An 18,148-nucleotide genomic window follows, 5' to 3' on the forward strand; every position below is an offset into this window, starting at 1 on the left:
GTATTCAATTCGTACATTTGCACTATGCTGAAAAATTTACTTTCAAACATAAACAACCCGTCTGATTTACGCTTACTTGACGAAGCTCAACTTCCACAGCTAGCGCAGGAATTACGCGACTTTATTATTGATATTGTTTCGGTAAAAGAAGGCCATCTGGGAGCTAGTTTAGGTGTTATCGAATTGACCATTGCTTTACATTATGTATTCAAGACTCCCGATGATGTATTAATTTGGGACGTAGGACATCAGGCCTATGGACATAAAATCTTAACCGGTAGAAAAGATATTTTTCACACCAACCGACAATTAAATGGAATTTCTGGTTTCCCCAAAAGAAGCGAAAGTGAATATGATGCCTTTGGCGTAGGCCACTCTTCTACTTCTATTTCGGCTGCTTTGGGAATGGCAATTGCATCCAATTTAAATGGTGATTTCAACAAACAGCACATTGCAGTAATTGGGGATGCTTCTATTGCATCAGGGATGGCATTTGAAGGATTGAATCATGCCGGAGTAACCAATGCTAATTTATTAGTTATCCTTAATGATAACGCCATCGGGATTGACCCAAGCGTAGGAGCGCTAAAAAAATACCTAACTACGGTAAAAGAAGGCAAAAACCCGAGGCAAAACAACATGATCAAATCCTTGAATTTCAACTATTCAGGACCTATTGACGGCAACGATATTTTTGCCGTTATAAAAGAATTAAAGCGATTACAAAAAGTAAAAGGACCTAAATTTCTTCACGTAATTACCACAAAGGGAAAAGGATTACAGCAGGCTGAAGAAAATCAGGTGCAATACCATGCGCCAGGAAAATTTGACCCAATCACTGGGAAAATTATTCCGAAACAAGAAGAAAATCTTCCGCCTAAATACCAAGATGTTTTTGGGTTAACCCTATTAGATTTAGCTCATAAAAACCAAAAAATTGTGGGTATCACTCCCGCAATGCCTACTGGAAGTTCACTAAAATTCATGATGGATGCTATCCCTGAAAGAGCTTTTGACGTAGGAATTGCCGAGCAACACGCTGTAACCTTAGCTGCTGGAATGGCTACACAAGGTTTAACTGTATATTGCAATATCTACTCCACTTTTTTACAAAGAGCGTATGATCAGGTCATTCACGATGTGGCTTTACAAAATCTTCCTGTAATTTTTTGTCTGGACAGAGCAGGATTAGTTGGAGAAGATGGAGCTACTCATCATGGAGTATTTGATATTGCTTATTTACGTTGCATCCCTAATCTAATTATTTACGCTCCCCTTAATGAAATCGCTTTACAAAACATTTTATATACTACACAATTAGAATTACATCACCCAATTGCTATTCGCTACCCAAGAGGAAGAGGAATGCTAACAAACTGGAAAGAAAACTATTTCGGGAACTATCAAACTATTAGTATCGGGAAAGCCAATTGCCTGAAAGAAGGAACTAAACTCGCCATTTTATCAAATGGAACAATAGGAAACAATGTAATCCAAGCATTAGATGAGATAAACAATCCAAGCGAAATGGCACATTACGACTTTTCATTTGTAAAACCATTGGATGACAAAACATTGCATTCCATTTTCAAAACATTTAAAAACATCATCACCATTGAAGATGGCACAATTATTGGTGGGTTTGGAAGTGAAATTCTAGAATTTGCAGCTAAAAACAATTACCTAACAAAGGTACAAACACTAGGAATTCCTGACCATTTTATAGAACAAGGAAGTATCAATCAGCTACAGCAACATTGTGGAATTGACGTAAAAACACTAAAATCAGTTTTTTTAAGTTATATAGAAAGTATTTAACAAAACTAAAATTCGAATTTGATAATGAAAATACGACATCACTTCTTGCTTATAATTGGTACTTTATTCCTGTCGTTTACTTCCGTTGTTGCACAAGAAACTCCCCAAGAAAGCACTAACGATACACTCAAAAAAATTATCCTACCGGTTTTAAACGATAATTTTTATAGAAAACCTAAACCAGAACCTCTAAAATTCTCATTAGCCCGTTATGTAGCTCCTGTGACTATTATTAAAGCACCTCCTTCTCATTGGTCCAAAAAAAGTGTACTTGGATTTGATATATCTGAAATTGCCTTTGTAAACTGGAGCGCTGGGGGAACCAACTCGGTATCAGGATTGTTAAAAGGAGACTTTAACAGAACCTATGAAAATAAGTTAGTTAAATGGGTTAACGAACTTAGTGTTCGATACGGTATGAATAAACAGGACGGAATTGAAATTCGTAAAACGGATGATGCTTTTCGTTTAAATTCTACTTTTGGTTATCGTAAAGACAAAGAAAGCAACTGGTTTCATTCGGCTAAATTGAATTTCAACACACAGTTTACCAATGGATACCGTTACCCAGACAAACAAAACCCAATTTCTAGACTTTTTGCCCCAGCCTATATGTTTCTAGGAACTGGAGCCGAGTATAGCACAAAAACCAAAAGTCATGTGGTATATTTTTCACCATTTACCTATAAAGCGACTTTTGTTTGGGATCAGACCTTAGCTAACAAAGGAGCATTTGGGGTTGAAAAAGCCATCTATGATTCGGAAGGAAATATAATCACAGAGGGAAGAAGAGCTAAAAACGAACTTGGTGTATTATTAACAAACCAATACAAAAAAGAAATCTCTAAAAACGTTGTCTTTGTTAATAGTCTGAGTCTTTATTCGGATTATCTCAATAAATTTGGAAACGTTGATGTTGACTGCGACTTAGCCCTAAATTTAGTGGTAAACCAATATGTTAGAGCCAACATTGGAGCCCGAATAATTTATGACGATGATATTAAAAACAAAACAGAAGTTGCAGGAGCAACGGTTACCGAAGGTCCAAAAACCCAAATCAAACAAGTTCTGGGTGTTGGACTTACCTATGCTTTTTAAACTATTATCGTTTTTTACGACCGTTAATAGTCTCGTATATTTCCAGAGCATTACCATCAGTAAGCAAAGAAACATAATGACAGATATGCAATAAACGGTCGTACAAACTTTCTTTTTCTAAATGGTGTTTTTCAGGCAATAACTTAAGGATTAATTTGTCGTAATTAGAATCCGTGCCATTGAATTTATTATCATAAGCGGTAATAAATTTATCAAGCAGTGTTTGAATAATTTGGTAGCCCACTAATTCCTTTTCAATTACCTCTCGGCTTTGGTATATATTATCAATGCTAATTTTGATGATATCGTCCATTTGTGCTTTGTATTTACTTTTATCCATTAAGGCAAAAGGAAATTTACCCTGCAAAATAGCTTCTTCATGGGTGATAAATACTTTTACCGCATCATTAATTAAACTACTAATTGCCAAAGCTCGCAAATAACTGATTCGATCTTCTTTAGTAAGTAAGGTTTTATATTTGGCCGTATCAATATTGTCTTTCACCAATTTGATTAAATATTCTAAGGCGAAATCCTCAGAAACCAGCCCTAAGTTGATTCCGTCTTCAAAGTCAATAATGGTATAACAAATATCATCGGCCGCTTCGACTAAATAAGCCAACGGATGTCTTTCAAAACCGATATCCTCCCCGGTTTTATTTGGGATTAAGCCCATATCTTTTGCTGCTTCCTGAAAAAATGCTTTATCAGCCTGGAAGAATCCGTATTTTTTATCTGCTATATTTCGGGTTGGTTTTTTTGGCAAACTCTCTTTTGGATACTTCATAAAAGCACCTAAAGTCGCATACGAAATACGCAAACCACCTTCAATTCCCGGACGACTTGAAGTCATCACCGAAAAACCATTGGCATTACCTTCAAAATCAATTAAATCCTGCCATTGTTTTGGAGTTAAATATTCTTTGTATTTCTGGCCTGCTCCTTTAGAAAAATATTCACCAATAGCCTTTTCTCCTGAATGGCCAAAAGGCGGATTCCCAATATCATGTGCTAGCGAAGCTGCAGCCACAATTGCCCCAAAATCATTCATATGAAACCCATGAATCTCTTTTAAATACGGATACTTTTCGATAATTTTTTTTCCTACCAAACGTCCTAATGAACGCCCCACTACCGAAACCTCCAAACTATGTGTCAATCGCGTGTGCACAAAATCGGTTTTAGAAAGTGGAATTACCTGCGTTTTATCTTGCAAACTCCTAAAAGCAGCCGAAAAAATAATTCGATCATAATCTACTTCAAATCCTAAACGGGTATCATCCTGCTCAATTCGTAATCGCTTGCTTGTATCGCCTTGTCGTTTTAAAGATAAAAGTTGTTCCCAGTTCATTTGATTTTTGATTGAAGATTAACGAAATATAATTTATGATTTAAAAAACCAAAAATACATTTTATTTTAGGACTTGTTATAAAGATTCTAATTCATAATATTCTTTTATTTGTTGATCCAACTTAGATTTCAACACAACAAAAGTTTTAGAATATTGATCATGCAATCCCATACTGCGCCCTCTTAAAAAGCTAAAAGGCTCAAATGGAAAAATACGTACCAAACTTCGAATTAAAACAGTCATTACATCTGGTTTTGAACCATCTTCCATAACAACAATTGTCTTTGTAAAATATTTAGCTAGAGAACGAGAAAGAAAAATTTCTGTAATTCCATAATACATAAAAATGATAATACTCCAGAATAAATATCGTTCAATCATATCAAATGATTTTATTCTATTTGAAAGTACTGAAGAATTACTAAAAATCAACACTAAATAAACAATAAAACGAATTATCATTAAATCAATAATCCAATTTACAACTCTAATCTGTTTTGATGCTAATGGGTAGTTTGCAATTTTAAATTCTTCCATAAATTATGGTTTTTAAAATATTTATTACCCAGTTTCTATTAAATCAAATACCCAAATCCTTTGTTGAAGTTGTTAGTGGCTAGCAATTTATTCTTGTTGAATCCATTCATATTTTCCATTCTTTAGATAAATTATTCCTCCGCCACAACTTTCCTTTGCGTGCATGAAAATTCCATCATTCAAGAGTTTGATTTTATCAGATTCCTTTATTTCTTCATCAGTTAATATATCACCTTCATCATTTACGTTATTCCAATACATTTCATTTTTTGGTGCTATTTCAAAAATTTCAGCCCAATCTATTTCGTTAAAACCTTGTCCCAATATATCATTTCCCATTCCGAAATAATCAGTTCTTTTTCCGTTTCCAAATATTATTCTTAAACCACTTTTTCCACTATTTGTGCTCTTTACTATTTCAACTATTTCATTCAATTTATCTCCGTCTAAATCACACAGAATTTTGTTTGTTTTATGTTTTTTTGAAATTTCGATTGTATCAACGCTTCCAACAACTGTTTTTTTTTGTTCTACCGTGTTATTTTCTCTGTTTTGAACTTTTTCAGATTCTTTTTTTATTTCTTTCTTGCAAGAAATAAAAACTAGCATTATCATTATTAATAGCCTAATTTTCATATTTGTGTTTTCGCTGTTTTTGGTTCAACTAGTCTGTAACTTATTTTTAAGCGAAACTTAGTTTCGCGTATACACCCAAAATTAGGTAGATTTGCAAAACTATGTTTCGTATATCCTTTCAAATATATTCCTTTTTTTCTTACACATCTATTCTTATAAATAAAAAAACGCTGATTGCTTTTATACAACCAGCGCTTTTCTCCTTTAAAAACAAGTAATAACTAACTAATATAAATTAAAGTGTAGCTGCACCTCCATCTAATAACAACTCACCACCAATCATAAATTTCGAATCGTCAGAAGCCAAATAAAGGAATCCAGCAGCCATTTCTTCTGAAGTTCCCAAACGTTTTGCCGGTATTCCTGATGCAAAATGTGTTTTTGTTCCATGAGCTTCTTCTTCTGTTGCTCCACCTCTGGTAAAAATAGGCGTATCAATAGGACCAGGAGAAAGCACATTTACTCTGATATTTCTATCTAATAATTCAGCTGATAAAGTTCTGGCTAAAGAACGAACTGCTGCTTTTGAAGCAGAATAAGCCGCTGTAGTCGCAAAACCTTTATGTGCTACAGTAGAAGCTGTAATAATAACCGAACTTCCATCATTCAAATAAGGTAAAGCTTTTTGGATGCTAAAGAAAACTCCTTTGAAATTTATATCGCTGGTTTGATCAAACATCTCCTCGGTATATTCAGCTAATGGAGCAGCAATAAACACTCCTGCATTTACCACTAAAACATCAATTTTTCCGAAAGTATCTTTAACCGTTTTATAAGTCCTTTCGATAGTATTGATATCCGAAACATCGCTTACAAAACCTATTGACGCATTTCCGATTTCAAAAACCGCTTTATCAATTGTTGCTTTGTTTCTTCCTGTAATAGCCACTTTTGCGCCTTCCTCAGCAAACAATTTTGCAGTTGCAAAACCTATTCCACTGTTTCCTCCTGTTACTACTGTAACTTTATTTTGTAATTTTTTCATTGTATTATAGTTTAATTATTTTAAGTATTTAAATATCTAAATATTTCGATGTATTTAGTCAAAAAAAAGGCTAAAGCCCAAAATTAGAAATATACCTTGCATAGGCATCGCATACTTCTTTATTAATTTGAAATTTCAAATTACGCCCTTCTTTATCCGCAATTAACAATTCTGCATCTATTAATTGTTTCAAATGGTGCGACATGGTAGATTGCGCCAAATTAAATTCAGCAGAAACATCACAACATTGCACACAACCTTGCCCTTTGCTAATAATATTCATTATTTTCAAACGATAAGGATCGCCTAATGCTTTTGAAATTTTTTCTACTTGTTTGCTATTTAATTCTGTAATCATGGTACAAATGTAAAAATATATTTTAATATATCGAAATATTTCGATATAAATATTCTAAATTTGCATATCGATACATTTATCTTGTAAATTTACAATCGCTACTTCCTTTAAAAACAATCCTATGCAACTTTTATATTCTTACATCAAAAAACATAAAAGCTTATTATACATCGCCTTATTATTGGCTACCATCAATCAATGTTTTTCTTTGTTTGATTCGATCATCATTGGTAAGTTACTTAACGAATGTGGTGTGGGTGTTGCCAATTTCAACCACAATCAAGCTAGTTTTATTAAAGCCGTGTTAGGTTGGCTGGCATTATCTCTAGGCGCAGCAATGGTTTCCAGAATTGCTAAAAATTTTCAGGATTATTTTACCAATATTATTATCCAACGAACAGGAGCTGAAATGTACACGGATGGCATTCAAAAAGCATTACAACTCCCTTTTCAGGATTTTGAAGACCAACGCAGTGGAGAAACCTTGGGTAAATTGCAAAAGGTAAAAATCGATTGTGAAAAATTTATCACCTTATCTATTTCATTAATCTTTCAGTCGATTGTAGGGATAGTATTTGTGGTGGTTTACGCGGTAAGTATTCATTGGCTATTAGGTCCAATATTCTTGGTAACCGTTCCTGTAATTGCATTTATCAGTTCTTTTTTAGGCAAAAAAATAAAAAAAGTTTCGAGAGAAATATTAGGAGAAACGACTGCTTTGGCGGGTGCTACAACCGAATCCTTACGCAATATCGAATTAGTGAAAAGTTTAGGATTAACCGAACAAGAAATCAACCGACTCAACACCACAACCATTAAAATATTAGGTTTAGAACTTAAAAAAGTACGCTATATCCGTTCGTTGAGTTTTATTCAGGGAACCACCGTTCATTTTATGAGAACTTGTTTGGTTTTCGCCCTTTATATTTTCATTTTCCGAGGCATTATTAAGCCTGGAGATTTAATTACGTTAATGTTCTTTTCATTCTTCTTGTTCAACCCGCTGCAGGAATTAGGAAATGTGATTGCAACTTTCAATGAAACCAAGGCTTCTATGGATAATTTTGCCGATTTGATGAATGCCAAAATCGAAAAAACGCCAAAAAATCCAAAAACAATTGGCCCAATAAATCAATTGAGTTTTGAAAATGTTTCCTTCAAACATAAAACAGCCAAAGGCTATGCGGTAAAAAACATTTCATTTGAAGCTAAAGTTGGCGAAACCATTGCCTTTGTAGGTCCATCAGGAAGTGGAAAAACAACTTTAGTCAAAATGCTTGTTGGACTATACTCCCCTAATGAAGGAGCTATATTTTACAATGAAAAAAATGCCAAAGAAATTGACCTGAACGAATTAAGACAACAACTAGGTTTTGTAACCCAAGACGCCCAATTGTTTTCAGGAACTATCAAAGACAATTTACTTTTTGTAAAACCCGACGCTACCGACGGAGAAATCCACGATGTTTTGCAAAAATCAGCTTGTCAAAATTTATTGAAAAGAGCCGAAAACGGCATTAATACCACCATTGGTGAAGGCGGTGTTAAAGTGTCTGGCGGAGAAAAACAGCGTTTATCCATTGCCAGAGCCTTATTAAGAAAACCGCATTTATTGCTATTTGACGAAGCAACTTCCGCTTTGGATTCGATTACCGAAGAAGAAATCACTAAAACTATCCGAAGTATTTCTTCTAAACAAGATCAAATCACTGTATTGATTGCTCACCGTTTATCGACTATCATGCACGCCGATAAAATTTTCGTTTTGGAACAAGGAAACATTATCGAGCAAGGGAAGCATCAGGATTTATTAGACGAAAAAGGATTGTATTACGCCATGTGGAGGCAGCAAATAGGCGAGAGAAAACAATAAGTTAGGATTTGGACTTAAACAAAATTTAATCCAATACAATTATGCTTTAAGCACGTCGGCATAGGCAGTATTGTGTTTAAGCACCTTATTCAATTTACGTTTTTTCACCACATAGCTTTCCGACATAGCATCGTGCCAGCCTCTTGGATTTTCTTTTAAAAAACTAAATGCTTCAAAAGGAATAAAACGACAGCAGCTTCTAATAAAAATACGTTTTTTGGAAGGCTTAGAACCATCACTATTCACAACAATAGTATGCGTAATTAACTTGGCTATAGTTCTTGAAAAATAGACCTCGGTACTATAATAGTATAAAAAAGCAACAAGTACAGAATAAAAACTTACTTCTAAAATACTAAGATTTTCTACCCAATTTGAAAGTTCAAAATGATTAGCTGATAAAGCAACTAAAATGATGGTGGTTCCTAGACTCAGCACAATGATATAAATAAACATTAAATCGATGCAAAGATTAAGAAATCGCTGAAATTGAGTGGCTCGCAAATCGTTTGTTATTGTAAATTCTTCCGTTTTCATGACTAGAACATTTAGTATTAAAAGAATCCGAAAACAATATAACCTACTCAAATATAGTAAATTATCAGCAAAAAATAAACTAAATAAGATTTAAATATTTGATTATCACCAATAAAAAAACAGCCATCGCAATGATGGCTGTCCTTAAAATAAGTTTTAAAAAAAGAACACCTATAGCTTATGAATATTCATTCTGACATCATAAAATGCCAACAAACAAATTGTGCCTTCAGAAATTTTATAGTACAGAATACTTTTCTTTTTAATAACAGCTTTTCTAACTTCTGTATCTTTATGATAAATTGGGAACATTTCAGGCTGAATTCCTATTTTTTCAACAGTTTTAATGACTTCTGAAAAATACTTTTCTGAAATTAGCTTCCCAAATTTACTTTCGATATAATTTAAAATTTCATCTAGAGTAAGCTCCGAAGTTTTAGTCCAAATTATTCTCATTTTTTAGCAAACTTTGCTTCAAAACGTTTTTTCACATCTTCATGAGAACTAACATTTCCTAATGAAAGATCATTCAATCCACTTTGAATTAATTGATTTTCAAAATCAGCAACCTCCTTATTAGCTTTTAAATTAAGAAGTTCTACTAGAATTTTTTCATCTTTCAATCCCTGAATCCATTGGACTAAGTTCTTTTTTTCAATTGAAATATCCATAATAACATATTTGAATTGTAAAATTACAAAATTAATCTGATTATTAACTAGTTATAACAACCCAGATACTACGTTTATAGAAACCTAAATTCACCCAAAAAAACAGCCATCGTATGATGGCTATTTTTATAATTATTATGAATTAATAATAAACGTTATTAAGATCCACACATTTCGCAATCTTCCGGACCACCTGCCTGAGCTTGCAGAATCATTGCTTTGTATTCATTAATATCAATAGATTCTGTTTTTATTTCTTCGGCAACTGGCTGTTCTTTTTTATCATTATTCAAAGTAAACTTAATCGCATCAACTGCCGATTTTGTTCTTAAATAATACATACCTGTTTTCAATCCTGATTGCCAAGCATAGAAATGCATCGACGTTAATTTTGCATAATTAGCATCTTGCATGAACAAGTTCAATGATTGCGATTGGTCAATAAAATATCCTCTTTGACGAGACATATCAATAATATCTTTCATTGACATTTCCCAAACGGTTTTGTATAAGTCTTTCAAGTCTTGAGGAATGATATCGATATTTTGTACCGAACCATTATTACGCATAATTTCCTGTTTCAAACTTTCGTTCCACAATCCACGCTCTACTAAATCATGCAATAAATGTTTGTTTACTACGATAAACTCACCAGACAATACACGACGCGTATAAATATTAGAAGTATATGGTTCGAATGCTTCGTTGTTTCCTAAGATTTGTGATGTAGAAGCAGTAGGCATTGGTGCCACTAATAAAGAGTTACGTACTCCATGCTCCATTACTTCTTTTCTTAATGCAGCCCAATCCCAACGACCTGATAATTCTTCGTCTTTTAATCCCCACAAATTGTGTTGGAATTCTCCCTGAGAAATTGGAGAACCTTCATAAGTTGAATATGGTCCTTCTTCTTTAGCCATTTCCATAGAAGCAGTAACAGCCGCGAAGTATAAAGTTTCAAATATTTCCTGATTTAATTTTTTAGCAGCATCACTGGTAAATGGCATACGCAACATGATGAATGCATCAGCTAAACCTTGCACACCTAATCCTACTGGACGGTGACGTAGATTTGAATTTTCTGCCTCTGGAACCGGATAATAGTTTCTGTCAATTACCTTGTTCAAGTTTCTGGTTACACGTTTTGTAACATTATATAATGCTTCGTGATTGAATGCTCCATTTTCAACGAACATTGGCAATGAAAGTGAAGCCAAATTACAAACTGCAATCTCATCTTTAGAAGTGTACTCCATAATTTCAGTACACAAGTTTGAAGAACGAATAGTTCCTAAATTCTTTTGATTTGACTTACGGTTTACCGCATCTTTATACAACATGTAAGGCGTTCCGGTCTCGATTTGAGATTCTAGAATTTTCTCCCATAATTCACGAGCTCTAATGGTTTTTCTACCTTTACCTTGGTTTTCGTACTCTGTATACATAGCTTCGAATTCTTCGCCATATACATCATATAAACCAGGACATTCGTTAGGACACATCAACGTCCATTGTCCATCCTCTTGCACACGTTTCATGAATAAATCAGAAGTCCACATCGCAAAGAATAAATCTCTAGCACGCATTTCTTCTTTTCCGGTATTCTTTTTCAAATCAAGGAATTCGAAGATATCAGCATGCCAAGTTTCGATATAAATAGCAAAACTACCTTTACGTTTTCCTCCTCCTTGATCTACATAACGAGCAGTATCGTTAAATACTCTCAACATTGGAACAATTCCGTTTGAAGTACCATTTGTACCACGAATATAAGAACCTGTAGCACGAACGTTATGAATAGAAAGCCCGATTCCTCCCGCTGATTGCGAGATTTTAGCAGTTTGCTTTAAGGTATCATAAATTCCATCGATACTATCATCTTGCATTGCTAAAAGGAAGCAAGAAGACATTTGAGGTTTTGGAGTACCTGCATTAAATAATGTTGGCGTTGCATGCGTAAAGAACTTTTTAGACATTAAGTCATAGGTTTCTAAAACTGCCTGTAAGTCATCTAAGTGAATACCTACAGCAACACGCATTAACATGTGTTGTGGTCTTTCAACAATTTTTCCGTTTATTTTCAACAAATAAGAACGCTCTAATGTTTTGAAACCAAAATAATCATAATTAAAATCTCTATTGTAAATAATATGAGAATCTAAAAAAGCTGAATTTTCCTGAATAACCTTAAAAACCTCATCTGAAATCAAAGGCGCTTTTTGTCCATTTCTTGGATTTACATAATGATACATTTCAGTCATAGTTTCTGAGAATGACTTTTTAGTATTCGAATGTAAGTTTGAAATCGCAATTCTTGCTGCCAATAAAGCATAATCTGGATGCGCAATTGTCATCGAAGCCGCGGTCTCGGCTGCCAAATTATCTAACTCTGACGTAGAAACTCCATCATATAATCCTTCAATCACGCGCATGGCCACTTTTACGGCATCCACTAAATCATTTAAACCATAGCAAAGTTTTTTAATTCTTTCTGTGATTTTGTCGAACATTACTGGCTCTTTCTGGCCGTTTCTTTTTACTACGTACATAAGTTTTAGTTTTTAATAAAACAGAAAATCCCTTCTCTGCTTTGGGTTATTTGTAATCGTTTTTTGGAGCTGTTTCCAGCTATCCGTTGCAATCTTTTTATCTCAAAAAAGAGATAAAAAGGATTTTCACTTCTATCTGGGCTAAAAACACCCAGAAGAAAGAAGAAAATATTTTTATAAATTAAAAATCGGCGTCGAATGAAATTTCCTGAGCATCCGAATCATTAGCTTTCCCACTATTTAAAACTCCAGCTTTTTGATATTCAGACACTTTTTTCTCGAAGAAGTTTGTTTTTCCTTGTAACGAAATCATATCCATGAAATCGAACGGATTAGCAGTATTGTATACTCTTTCGCATCCTAATTCCACCAATAATCTATCCGTAACAAACTCTAAATACTGAGTCATCAAATTAGCATTCATCCCAATCAAACTTACAGGAAGTGACTCAGTGATAAACTCTCTTTCGATATCTAATGCATTCACAATGATTTCTTTGATTCTTTCTTTAGGTACTTTATTTACTAAGTGGTGGTTGTGTAAGTGTACTGCAAAATCACAGTGAACTCCTTCGTCACGAGAAATTAATTCGTTTGAGAAAGTCAATCCTGGCATCAAACCACGTTTTTTCAACCAGTAAATAGAACAGAAAGCTCCTGAAAAGAAAATCCCTTCAACTGCAGCAAATGCAATTAATCTTTCAGCAAAAGAATCCGACTCAATCCATTTTAAAGCCCAATCTGCTTTTTTTCTAATAGCTGGAAAAACATCAAGTGCATTGAACAATTCATCTTTTTCCTTTTCGTCTTTTACATAAGTATCAATCAAAAGCGAATAGGTTTCGCTATGAATGTTTTCCATCATAATTTGGAAACCGTAAAAGAATTTTGCTTCTGCATATTGTACTTCATTTACAAAGTTTTCCGCTAAATTTTCATTAACAATTCCATCCGAAGCAGCAAAAAACGCTAAAATATGTTTGATGAAATATTTTTCGTCTGAATTTAATTTATTGTTCCAATCGTGTAAGTCTTGAGACAAATCAATTTCTTCAGCTGTCCAAAAACTAGCTTCCATTTTTTTATACCATTCCCAGATATCATGGTGCTTAATAGGAAATATTACGAAACGATTTTTATTCTCTTGTAAAATTGGTTCAACTTGCGACATTGTAATTCTATTTTTAATGAGATTTAAGGATAGTTTTTTGCTTTTTGAAGCATTACAAAGATTGTGAAATATTGCCGCAATTAAAAGCCAAACTTATTCACAATAACCCCTAGTTTTTAACAAAGACAGAAAAGACCTCTAATTCTTTATAAAAAAATAAACCATTAAATATCAGTAGTTTAAAAATTCGAAAACGTTGTAAACACTGGGTAAAATATAGAATTTATAAAATAGAAAACAAGAAAAAAATAGTTTATTTTGACTTCACTTTTTTCCACTCTCGAGCCACTTCTTCAAGCTCTAAATACCAGTCTTCGCCAAACCTTCTAATTAATGCTTCTTTGACGAATTTATAAACTGGAACTTCTAATTCTTTACCCAAAGTACAGGCATCATCGCAAATATCCCATTTGTCATAATTCACCGCTGCGAACTCTGTAAAATCTTTCACTCTCACCGGATACAAATGACAAGAAACGGGTTTTTTCCAATCTACTATCCCTTGATTATAGGCTTGTTCAATACCACAAAGCGCGGTTTTACCATCAAAAATAACATAAGCACAATCCTTGTTATCTATTAAAGTGGTTTCTAGATCACCATCGGTCCCTTTTACCCATGTTCCCTGTGCCTCAATAGCTTCAATACCTTCTTTTCGCAAAAAAGGTTTCACTTTTGGATATATCTCTTCTAAAATTTTAGTTTCTTCTTCATTTAAGGGCGCACCCGCATCTCCATCTATACAACAAGCCCCATGACATGCCGATAAATTACACACAAATTCCTTTTCTAAAATATCCTCTGAAACGATTGTTTTTCCTAGTTGAAACATAATTTTTGAAACGCTACTATTATAAGCCACAAAGGTAGTCAATCTAACACTAAGAAAAGAAAGATAATTCGGCTGATGCAAACAAGATTAAAAGACAATTATTGAGTATCTCAAAAAATAATTATACTTTTAATAAAAAAATGATATTGTATCAATGTTAATATAGTCTACAAAGTGTTCCTTTGTACAAAAAAACAAAAAACATGTCCTTATTTGATCTTAAAGAAATTATCACCGTTGGAATGGTCCTTTTTGCAGTTATAGATATTGTTGGTTCTATACCTATTATTGTAGACCTTAGAAAAAAACACGGCCATATCGAATCTGAAAAAGCATCAATAGTTGCTGGATTTATCATGGTAGCCTTTCTATTCATTGGAGAAGATTTTCTGAAAATCATAGGTATAGATGTGCATTCGTTTGCAGTAGCGGGTTCATTTGTATTATTTTTTATTGCTTTAGAAATGATTCTTGGTATTCGAATATACCGCGACGAAGAAGCGAGTTCTGCCTCAATTGTACCTCTAGCTTTCCCATTAATAGCAGGAGCAGGAACTATGACTACCTTACTTTCTTTACGCTCTCAGTTCCACACGATAAACATTGTAATTGCCATTCTATTAAACATTTGTTTAGTTTATATTGTATTAAAATCATCCTCAAAAATTGAAAAATTATTAGGAAAAGATGGACTTGGGGTTATACGCAAAGCATTTGGAGTAGTACTTTTAGCCATAGCTGTTAAATTATTTGCTGCTAATGTTAAAGGACTGTTCTTATAAATTATTTTTTTTTAATTTAGCCCCATAATTTAGCTTGTAACAGTAATTTTGAGTTCGACTAAACAGATAAAACTTCTTGTTTTTAATCGATTTCTTGAGTTATAGGCCAATATAAATGTCATGAAAATTTTTACTAACATATTAGTGTTTGTTGCTTCAGCACTTGTCATTTTCAATATCACTCAATTAGATTTCAACAATCTTTTTAAAGAAGACAACGCTGTAGCTTTTATTGGAATAGCCGCTTCTTGTTGTGCCATCTTAATTCTAATCATTTTTAGAATGTCTAAAAAAATAGAAGACAAAATGAACGACAAACAATAATTTTATGTTTGACGTTTTAATCATTGGTGGTGGAGTATCAGGGATGTCATGCGCTTTAGTGCTTGGCTCTGCCAAAAACAAGAGTTTTGTATCCGATAAAAAAATTGGTATTTTTTCCCATCAAAAATCTTCCTCTTTGCAAGATGCTTTGTTTAACAATGCATACGGAATTCCTGCTGGCAAACTTGGATCAGAATTATTAACAGAAAGTATTGAGCATCTCAACCAATGCTATCCTCATATTACTCAAATTCATAACGAAAAAGTACTTCGCATTGAAGGAGAAGCAGCTAACTTTACGGTTGTTACCAATAAAAACAGTTACCAAACTAAAGCAATTGTAATAGGAATAGGCTCTGCTAATACATTTGCTATTGAAGGATTAATGCAATATGTGATTCCTCATCAAAAAGCACTTCCTGAAAAACAACGAATTCAATTAAAAAACAACGACCATTTAGTTGCTGATGGCATCTATGTCATTGGAACTTTGGCAGGATGGAGAAGTCAACTAGCAATTGCTGCCGGAAGTGGCGCTGCAGTAGCCACAGATATTCTTACTTTATGGAATAATGGCACACAAACACACGCCCACGATAGTATTCGATAAAAACTATTTTTTATTCAACACTTTCTTTATCATTAGATCATCCTTTAAAAGGATATCATAATAAACTTTTTCACCATACAATTGTTTGGCAAATTCGGCATTGATATGTCGTTTTACAAGCGCTTTGGCTTTTGCCAACTGAATACTAGGAATATGTTTGCTCAAAAAGCGATCAAACAAAACAAAATAGGCATCAGTTGTATTCATGTTCTTCAAAAACTGATCCAATGAAAGCCCTTTAAAAGCAGTTCTTTTTTCATCTAATTGTTCAAAAACAAAATTACCTACAACTCCAGTTTCCAACAAATAAACAGTTGCTTCATCGGCGTTTTCAAATTCAAGTGGCACAAAAACATCTGGGACAATTCCGCCTCCACCATAAACTATTTTTCCTTTAGGCGTTTTATATTTCAAACTATCAGCAACTTCAATACACTCTTTATCGTATAGTTCGCCATTTTTATAACGCATTTCCGACTCGCTAAAATAGTGTTCTTGCCCTTTTTTATAAGGTTTTTGAATCGACCTACCTGTAGGTGTGTAATAGCGCGCCACTGTTAATCGTACAGCCGAACCATCATCAAAATTCATTTCACGTTGTACGAGACCTTTACCAAAAGATCGGCGTCCTACAATAGTTCCCCTATCATTATCCTGAACCGCGCCAGCCAAAATTTCACTAGCCGAAGCTGAATTTTCATTGATTAAAACAAATAAATTCCCGCCTTCAAAATCTCCTCGTTCAGTAGCATAAGTCTTATCGATTTTACCATTTTTATTTTTGGTAAACAAAATTAACTTTTGTTTAGGCAACAACTCATCTGCAATTTCAACTGCCTCTTCCAAATAACCACCACCGTTGTCCCTCAAATCAATAACAAGCGATTGAGCACCTTGTTTTTTTAAACAAACTAAAGCAACTTTGAATTCCTCGTAAGTGGTTTCGGCAAAACGATTGATTTTAATATAGGCGGTCGTGGGATTCAACATTAATGCTGCATCGACACTTTTAAGAGGAATAATTCCTCTTCTTATCCTAAAATTAATTTTTCTTTTTTCTGATTTCCGATACACTGTTAACACTACCTGAGAACCTTCTTCCCCTTTAAATTTTGAGAACAAAGAATCTGTTGGTAATTTCCGCCCAAATAACTTTAAGCCATCGGCATATAAAATTCGGTCACCTGGTTTGATTCCAGCATTAGCCGAAGGACCATTTTCAATAGGTTCAATAACAGCAACCGTATCTTTAAAAAGAATAAAACGAACACCAATACCTACAAAATCACCTTTCATATTTTCGGCAACTTCTTTTTGTTCGCTTGCTGGGATATAAACAGAATGCGGATCTAGTTGAGCCAAAATATTATCGACTGTTTTGTTTACAATCGAGTCGGTATTCAACTCATCGACATATTCGTTTTCTATGAAGTCTATTAACTTATTTAGTTTCGCTTTAGAATCATTTGAATTCAACGATTGACGTTGAATCGAAAAACCCAAAAACACACCTATTAGTATTCCTACTGAAAGAATAATACTAATATAAATTGGCATGTATTTGTAATTTATTTTCACCTTAGTCTTCTAATTCTGGGATATGATCGACAACAACTCCCGCTTTTTTCAAAAATTCAATTCCTGATTCGTCACGATATCCATTTTGATACACCACTCTTTTTATACCTGATTGGTGAATCAATTTACTACACTCTTTACAAGGAGAAAGCGTGATGTACAAAGTTGCTCCTTCACAGGATTGGGTAGAACGCGCTACCTTAAGAATTGCATTAGCTTCGGCATGCAAAACATCCCATCTTGTTAAGCCTTCCTCATCTTCACAACAATTGTCAAATCCTGTTGGGGTTCCATTATAACCATCAGAAATAATCATTCGGTCTTTTACAATTATTGCCCCCACTTGCTTACGCTTGCAATACGATAATTGCCCCCATTCCTTCGCTATACGAAGATAAGCCTTATCGTATTTGTTTAATTTTTTTTGTTCCATAATT

The 18,148-nt window shown here is 33.8% G+C and carries 19 protein-coding genes; 6 read left to right on the plus strand and 13 right to left on the minus strand.

The genetic code is table 11. From position 1 onward, the window contains the following. The first annotated feature begins 24 nt into the window (after window positions 1-24). Both ACFPTQ_RS01260 and ACFPTQ_RS01265 read left to right on the plus strand, forming a co-directional pair. A complete protein-coding gene (locus ACFPTQ_RS01260; RefSeq protein ID WP_379772867.1) occupies window positions 25-1,818 on the plus strand; it encodes a 1-deoxy-D-xylulose-5-phosphate synthase in 1,794 nt (597 codons plus the stop codon). Window positions 1,819-1,842: 24 nt separating this feature from the next. Then, window positions 1,843-2,916, plus strand: a complete 1,074-nt coding sequence (locus tag ACFPTQ_RS01265) for a DUF3078 domain-containing protein (RefSeq protein ID WP_278034714.1) — start codon at window positions 1,843-1,845, stop codon at window positions 2,914-2,916. A gap of 4 nt (window positions 2,917-2,920) precedes the next feature. Here the strand turns inward: ACFPTQ_RS01265 and ACFPTQ_RS01270 are convergent, their stop codons facing one another. The 5 genes from ACFPTQ_RS01270 to ACFPTQ_RS01290 all read right to left on the minus strand — a co-directional run bounded on the left by ACFPTQ_RS01270 (window position 2,921) and on the right by ACFPTQ_RS01290 (window position 6,784). Then, complete coding sequence (locus ACFPTQ_RS01270; RefSeq protein ID WP_379772870.1) at window positions 2,921-4,267, minus strand: deoxyguanosinetriphosphate triphosphohydrolase; 1,347 nt, start codon at window positions 4,265-4,267, stop codon at window positions 2,921-2,923. 76 nt (window positions 4,268-4,343) lie between these two features. Continuing rightward, complete coding sequence (locus ACFPTQ_RS01275) at window positions 4,344-4,805, minus strand: RDD family protein (RefSeq protein WP_379772872.1); 462 nt, start codon at window positions 4,803-4,805, stop codon at window positions 4,344-4,346. Between the two features lie 87 nt (window positions 4,806-4,892). Next, window positions 4,893-5,420, minus strand: coding sequence for a hypothetical protein (locus tag ACFPTQ_RS01280; RefSeq protein WP_379772875.1), 528 nt, complete (start codon window positions 5,418-5,420; stop codon window positions 4,893-4,895). 256 nt (window positions 5,421-5,676) lie between these two features. Then, complete coding sequence (locus ACFPTQ_RS01285) at window positions 5,677-6,426, minus strand: SDR family oxidoreductase (RefSeq protein WP_379772878.1); 750 nt, start codon at window positions 6,424-6,426, stop codon at window positions 5,677-5,679. A 70-nt stretch (window positions 6,427-6,496) separates the two neighbouring features. Beyond that, entirely contained in the window at window positions 6,497-6,784 is a 288-nt protein-coding gene (locus tag ACFPTQ_RS01290) for an ArsR/SmtB family transcription factor (protein ID WP_379772882.1), read from the minus strand. Between the two features lie 121 nt (window positions 6,785-6,905). Between ACFPTQ_RS01290 and ACFPTQ_RS01295 the strand changes: the two genes are divergently transcribed. Continuing rightward, complete coding sequence (locus ACFPTQ_RS01295) at window positions 6,906-8,657, plus strand: ABC transporter ATP-binding protein (RefSeq protein WP_379772885.1); 1,752 nt, start codon at window positions 6,906-6,908, stop codon at window positions 8,655-8,657. A gap of 39 nt (window positions 8,658-8,696) precedes the next feature. On the opposite strand, the gene ACFPTQ_RS01300 is transcribed toward ACFPTQ_RS01295, so the two are convergent. From ACFPTQ_RS01300 to ACFPTQ_RS01325, 6 genes are all read right to left on the minus strand, one after another. Then, window positions 8,697-9,194, minus strand: a complete 498-nt coding sequence (locus tag ACFPTQ_RS01300; protein ID WP_379772888.1) for an RDD family protein — start codon at window positions 9,192-9,194, stop codon at window positions 8,697-8,699. A 171-nt stretch (window positions 9,195-9,365) separates the two neighbouring features. Then, window positions 9,366-9,650, minus strand: a complete 285-nt coding sequence (locus ACFPTQ_RS01305; RefSeq protein WP_379772890.1) for a type II toxin-antitoxin system RelE/ParE family toxin — start codon at window positions 9,648-9,650, stop codon at window positions 9,366-9,368. Continuing rightward, complete coding sequence (locus ACFPTQ_RS01310; RefSeq protein WP_379772893.1) at window positions 9,647-9,865, minus strand: hypothetical protein; 219 nt, start codon at window positions 9,863-9,865, stop codon at window positions 9,647-9,649. The genes ACFPTQ_RS01305 and ACFPTQ_RS01310 overlap by 4 nt, the downstream gene beginning before the upstream one ends. A gap of 158 nt (window positions 9,866-10,023) precedes the next feature. Further along, a complete protein-coding gene (locus ACFPTQ_RS01315) occupies window positions 10,024-12,414 on the minus strand; it encodes a ribonucleoside-diphosphate reductase subunit alpha (RefSeq protein ID WP_379772896.1) in 2,391 nt (796 codons plus the stop codon). Window positions 12,415-12,595: 181 nt separating this feature from the next. After that, entirely contained in the window at window positions 12,596-13,585 is a 990-nt protein-coding gene (locus tag ACFPTQ_RS01320; RefSeq protein ID WP_278034709.1) for a ribonucleotide-diphosphate reductase subunit beta, read from the minus strand. A 253-nt stretch (window positions 13,586-13,838) separates the two neighbouring features. Beyond that, the gene (locus tag ACFPTQ_RS01325) at window positions 13,839-14,417 is read right to left on the minus strand and encodes a DUF3109 family protein (RefSeq protein ID WP_278034708.1); all 579 of its coding nucleotides are present in this window, start codon (window positions 14,415-14,417) and stop codon (window positions 13,839-13,841) included. Window positions 14,418-14,620: 203 nt separating this feature from the next. Between ACFPTQ_RS01325 and ACFPTQ_RS01330 the strand changes: the two genes are divergently transcribed. From ACFPTQ_RS01330 to ACFPTQ_RS01340, 3 genes are all read left to right on the plus strand, one after another. Beyond that, complete coding sequence (locus ACFPTQ_RS01330) at window positions 14,621-15,199, plus strand: MarC family protein (protein ID WP_278034707.1); 579 nt, start codon at window positions 14,621-14,623, stop codon at window positions 15,197-15,199. Between the two features lie 120 nt (window positions 15,200-15,319). Continuing rightward, window positions 15,320-15,523: a hypothetical protein gene (locus ACFPTQ_RS01335; RefSeq protein ID WP_278034706.1), complete on the plus strand. Its 204-nt coding sequence runs from the start codon at window positions 15,320-15,322 to the stop codon at window positions 15,521-15,523. 4 nt (window positions 15,524-15,527) lie between these two features. Then, window positions 15,528-16,133: an FAD-dependent oxidoreductase gene (locus tag ACFPTQ_RS01340; protein ID WP_379772900.1), complete on the plus strand. Its 606-nt coding sequence runs from the start codon at window positions 15,528-15,530 to the stop codon at window positions 16,131-16,133. 3 nt (window positions 16,134-16,136) lie between these two features. Here the strand turns inward: ACFPTQ_RS01340 and ACFPTQ_RS01345 are convergent, their stop codons facing one another. After that, window positions 16,137-17,711 (minus strand): S41 family peptidase, encoded by a 1,575-nt coding sequence (locus ACFPTQ_RS01345; protein WP_379772903.1) that lies wholly within the window; start codon window positions 17,709-17,711, stop codon window positions 16,137-16,139. 1 nt (window position 17,712) lies between these two features. Further along, complete coding sequence (locus tag ACFPTQ_RS01350; RefSeq protein ID WP_278034703.1) at window positions 17,713-18,144, minus strand: deoxycytidylate deaminase; 432 nt, start codon at window positions 18,142-18,144, stop codon at window positions 17,713-17,715. Between the last annotated feature and the right edge of the window lie 4 nt (window positions 18,145-18,148).

Origin of the sequence: Flavobacterium sp. GCM10022190 (genome assembly GCF_042656445.1) — a bacterium.
Taxonomy (GTDB): Bacteria; Bacteroidota; Bacteroidia; order Flavobacteriales; family Flavobacteriaceae; genus Flavobacterium; species Flavobacterium nitratireducens.

Coding starts and splice junctions, on each gene's coding strand:
- ACFPTQ_RS01260 (WP_379772867.1), top strand. CDS start 25: ATGCTGAAAAATTTACTTTCAAACATAAACAACCCGTCTGATTTACGC.
- ACFPTQ_RS01265 (WP_278034714.1), top strand. CDS start 1,843: ATGAAAATACGACATCACTTCTTGCTTATAATTGGTACTTTATTCCTG.
- ACFPTQ_RS01270 (WP_379772870.1), bottom strand. CDS start 4,267: ATGAACTGGGAACAACTTTTATCTTTAAAACGACAAGGCGATACAAGC.
- ACFPTQ_RS01275 (WP_379772872.1), bottom strand. CDS start 4,805: ATGGAAGAATTTAAAATTGCAAACTACCCATTAGCATCAAAACAGATT.
- ACFPTQ_RS01280 (WP_379772875.1), bottom strand. CDS start 5,420: ATGATAATGCTAGTTTTTATTTCTTGCAAGAAAGAAATAAAAAAAGAA.
- ACFPTQ_RS01285 (WP_379772878.1), bottom strand. CDS start 6,426: ATGAAAAAATTACAAAATAAAGTTACAGTAGTAACAGGAGGAAACAGT.
- ACFPTQ_RS01290 (WP_379772882.1), bottom strand. CDS start 6,784: ATGATTACAGAATTAAATAGCAAACAAGTAGAAAAAATTTCAAAAGCA.
- ACFPTQ_RS01295 (WP_379772885.1), top strand. CDS start 6,906: ATGCAACTTTTATATTCTTACATCAAAAAACATAAAAGCTTATTATAC.
- ACFPTQ_RS01300 (WP_379772888.1), bottom strand. CDS start 9,194: ATGAAAACGGAAGAATTTACAATAACAAACGATTTGCGAGCCACTCAA.
- ACFPTQ_RS01305 (WP_379772890.1), bottom strand. CDS start 9,650: ATGAGAATAATTTGGACTAAAACTTCGGAGCTTACTCTAGATGAAATT.
- ACFPTQ_RS01310 (WP_379772893.1), bottom strand. CDS start 9,865: ATGGATATTTCAATTGAAAAAAAGAACTTAGTCCAATGGATTCAGGGA.
- ACFPTQ_RS01315 (WP_379772896.1), bottom strand. CDS start 12,414: ATGTACGTAGTAAAAAGAAACGGCCAGAAAGAGCCAGTAATGTTCGAC.
- ACFPTQ_RS01320 (WP_278034709.1), bottom strand. CDS start 13,585: ATGTCGCAAGTTGAACCAATTTTACAAGAGAATAAAAATCGTTTCGTA.
- ACFPTQ_RS01325 (WP_278034708.1), bottom strand. CDS start 14,417: ATGTTTCAACTAGGAAAAACAATCGTTTCAGAGGATATTTTAGAAAAG.
- ACFPTQ_RS01330 (WP_278034707.1), top strand. CDS start 14,621: ATGTCCTTATTTGATCTTAAAGAAATTATCACCGTTGGAATGGTCCTT.
- ACFPTQ_RS01335 (WP_278034706.1), top strand. CDS start 15,320: ATGAAAATTTTTACTAACATATTAGTGTTTGTTGCTTCAGCACTTGTC.
- ACFPTQ_RS01340 (WP_379772900.1), top strand. CDS start 15,528: ATGTTTGACGTTTTAATCATTGGTGGTGGAGTATCAGGGATGTCATGC.
- ACFPTQ_RS01350 (WP_278034703.1), bottom strand. CDS start 18,144: ATGGAACAAAAAAAATTAAACAAATACGATAAGGCTTATCTTCGTATA.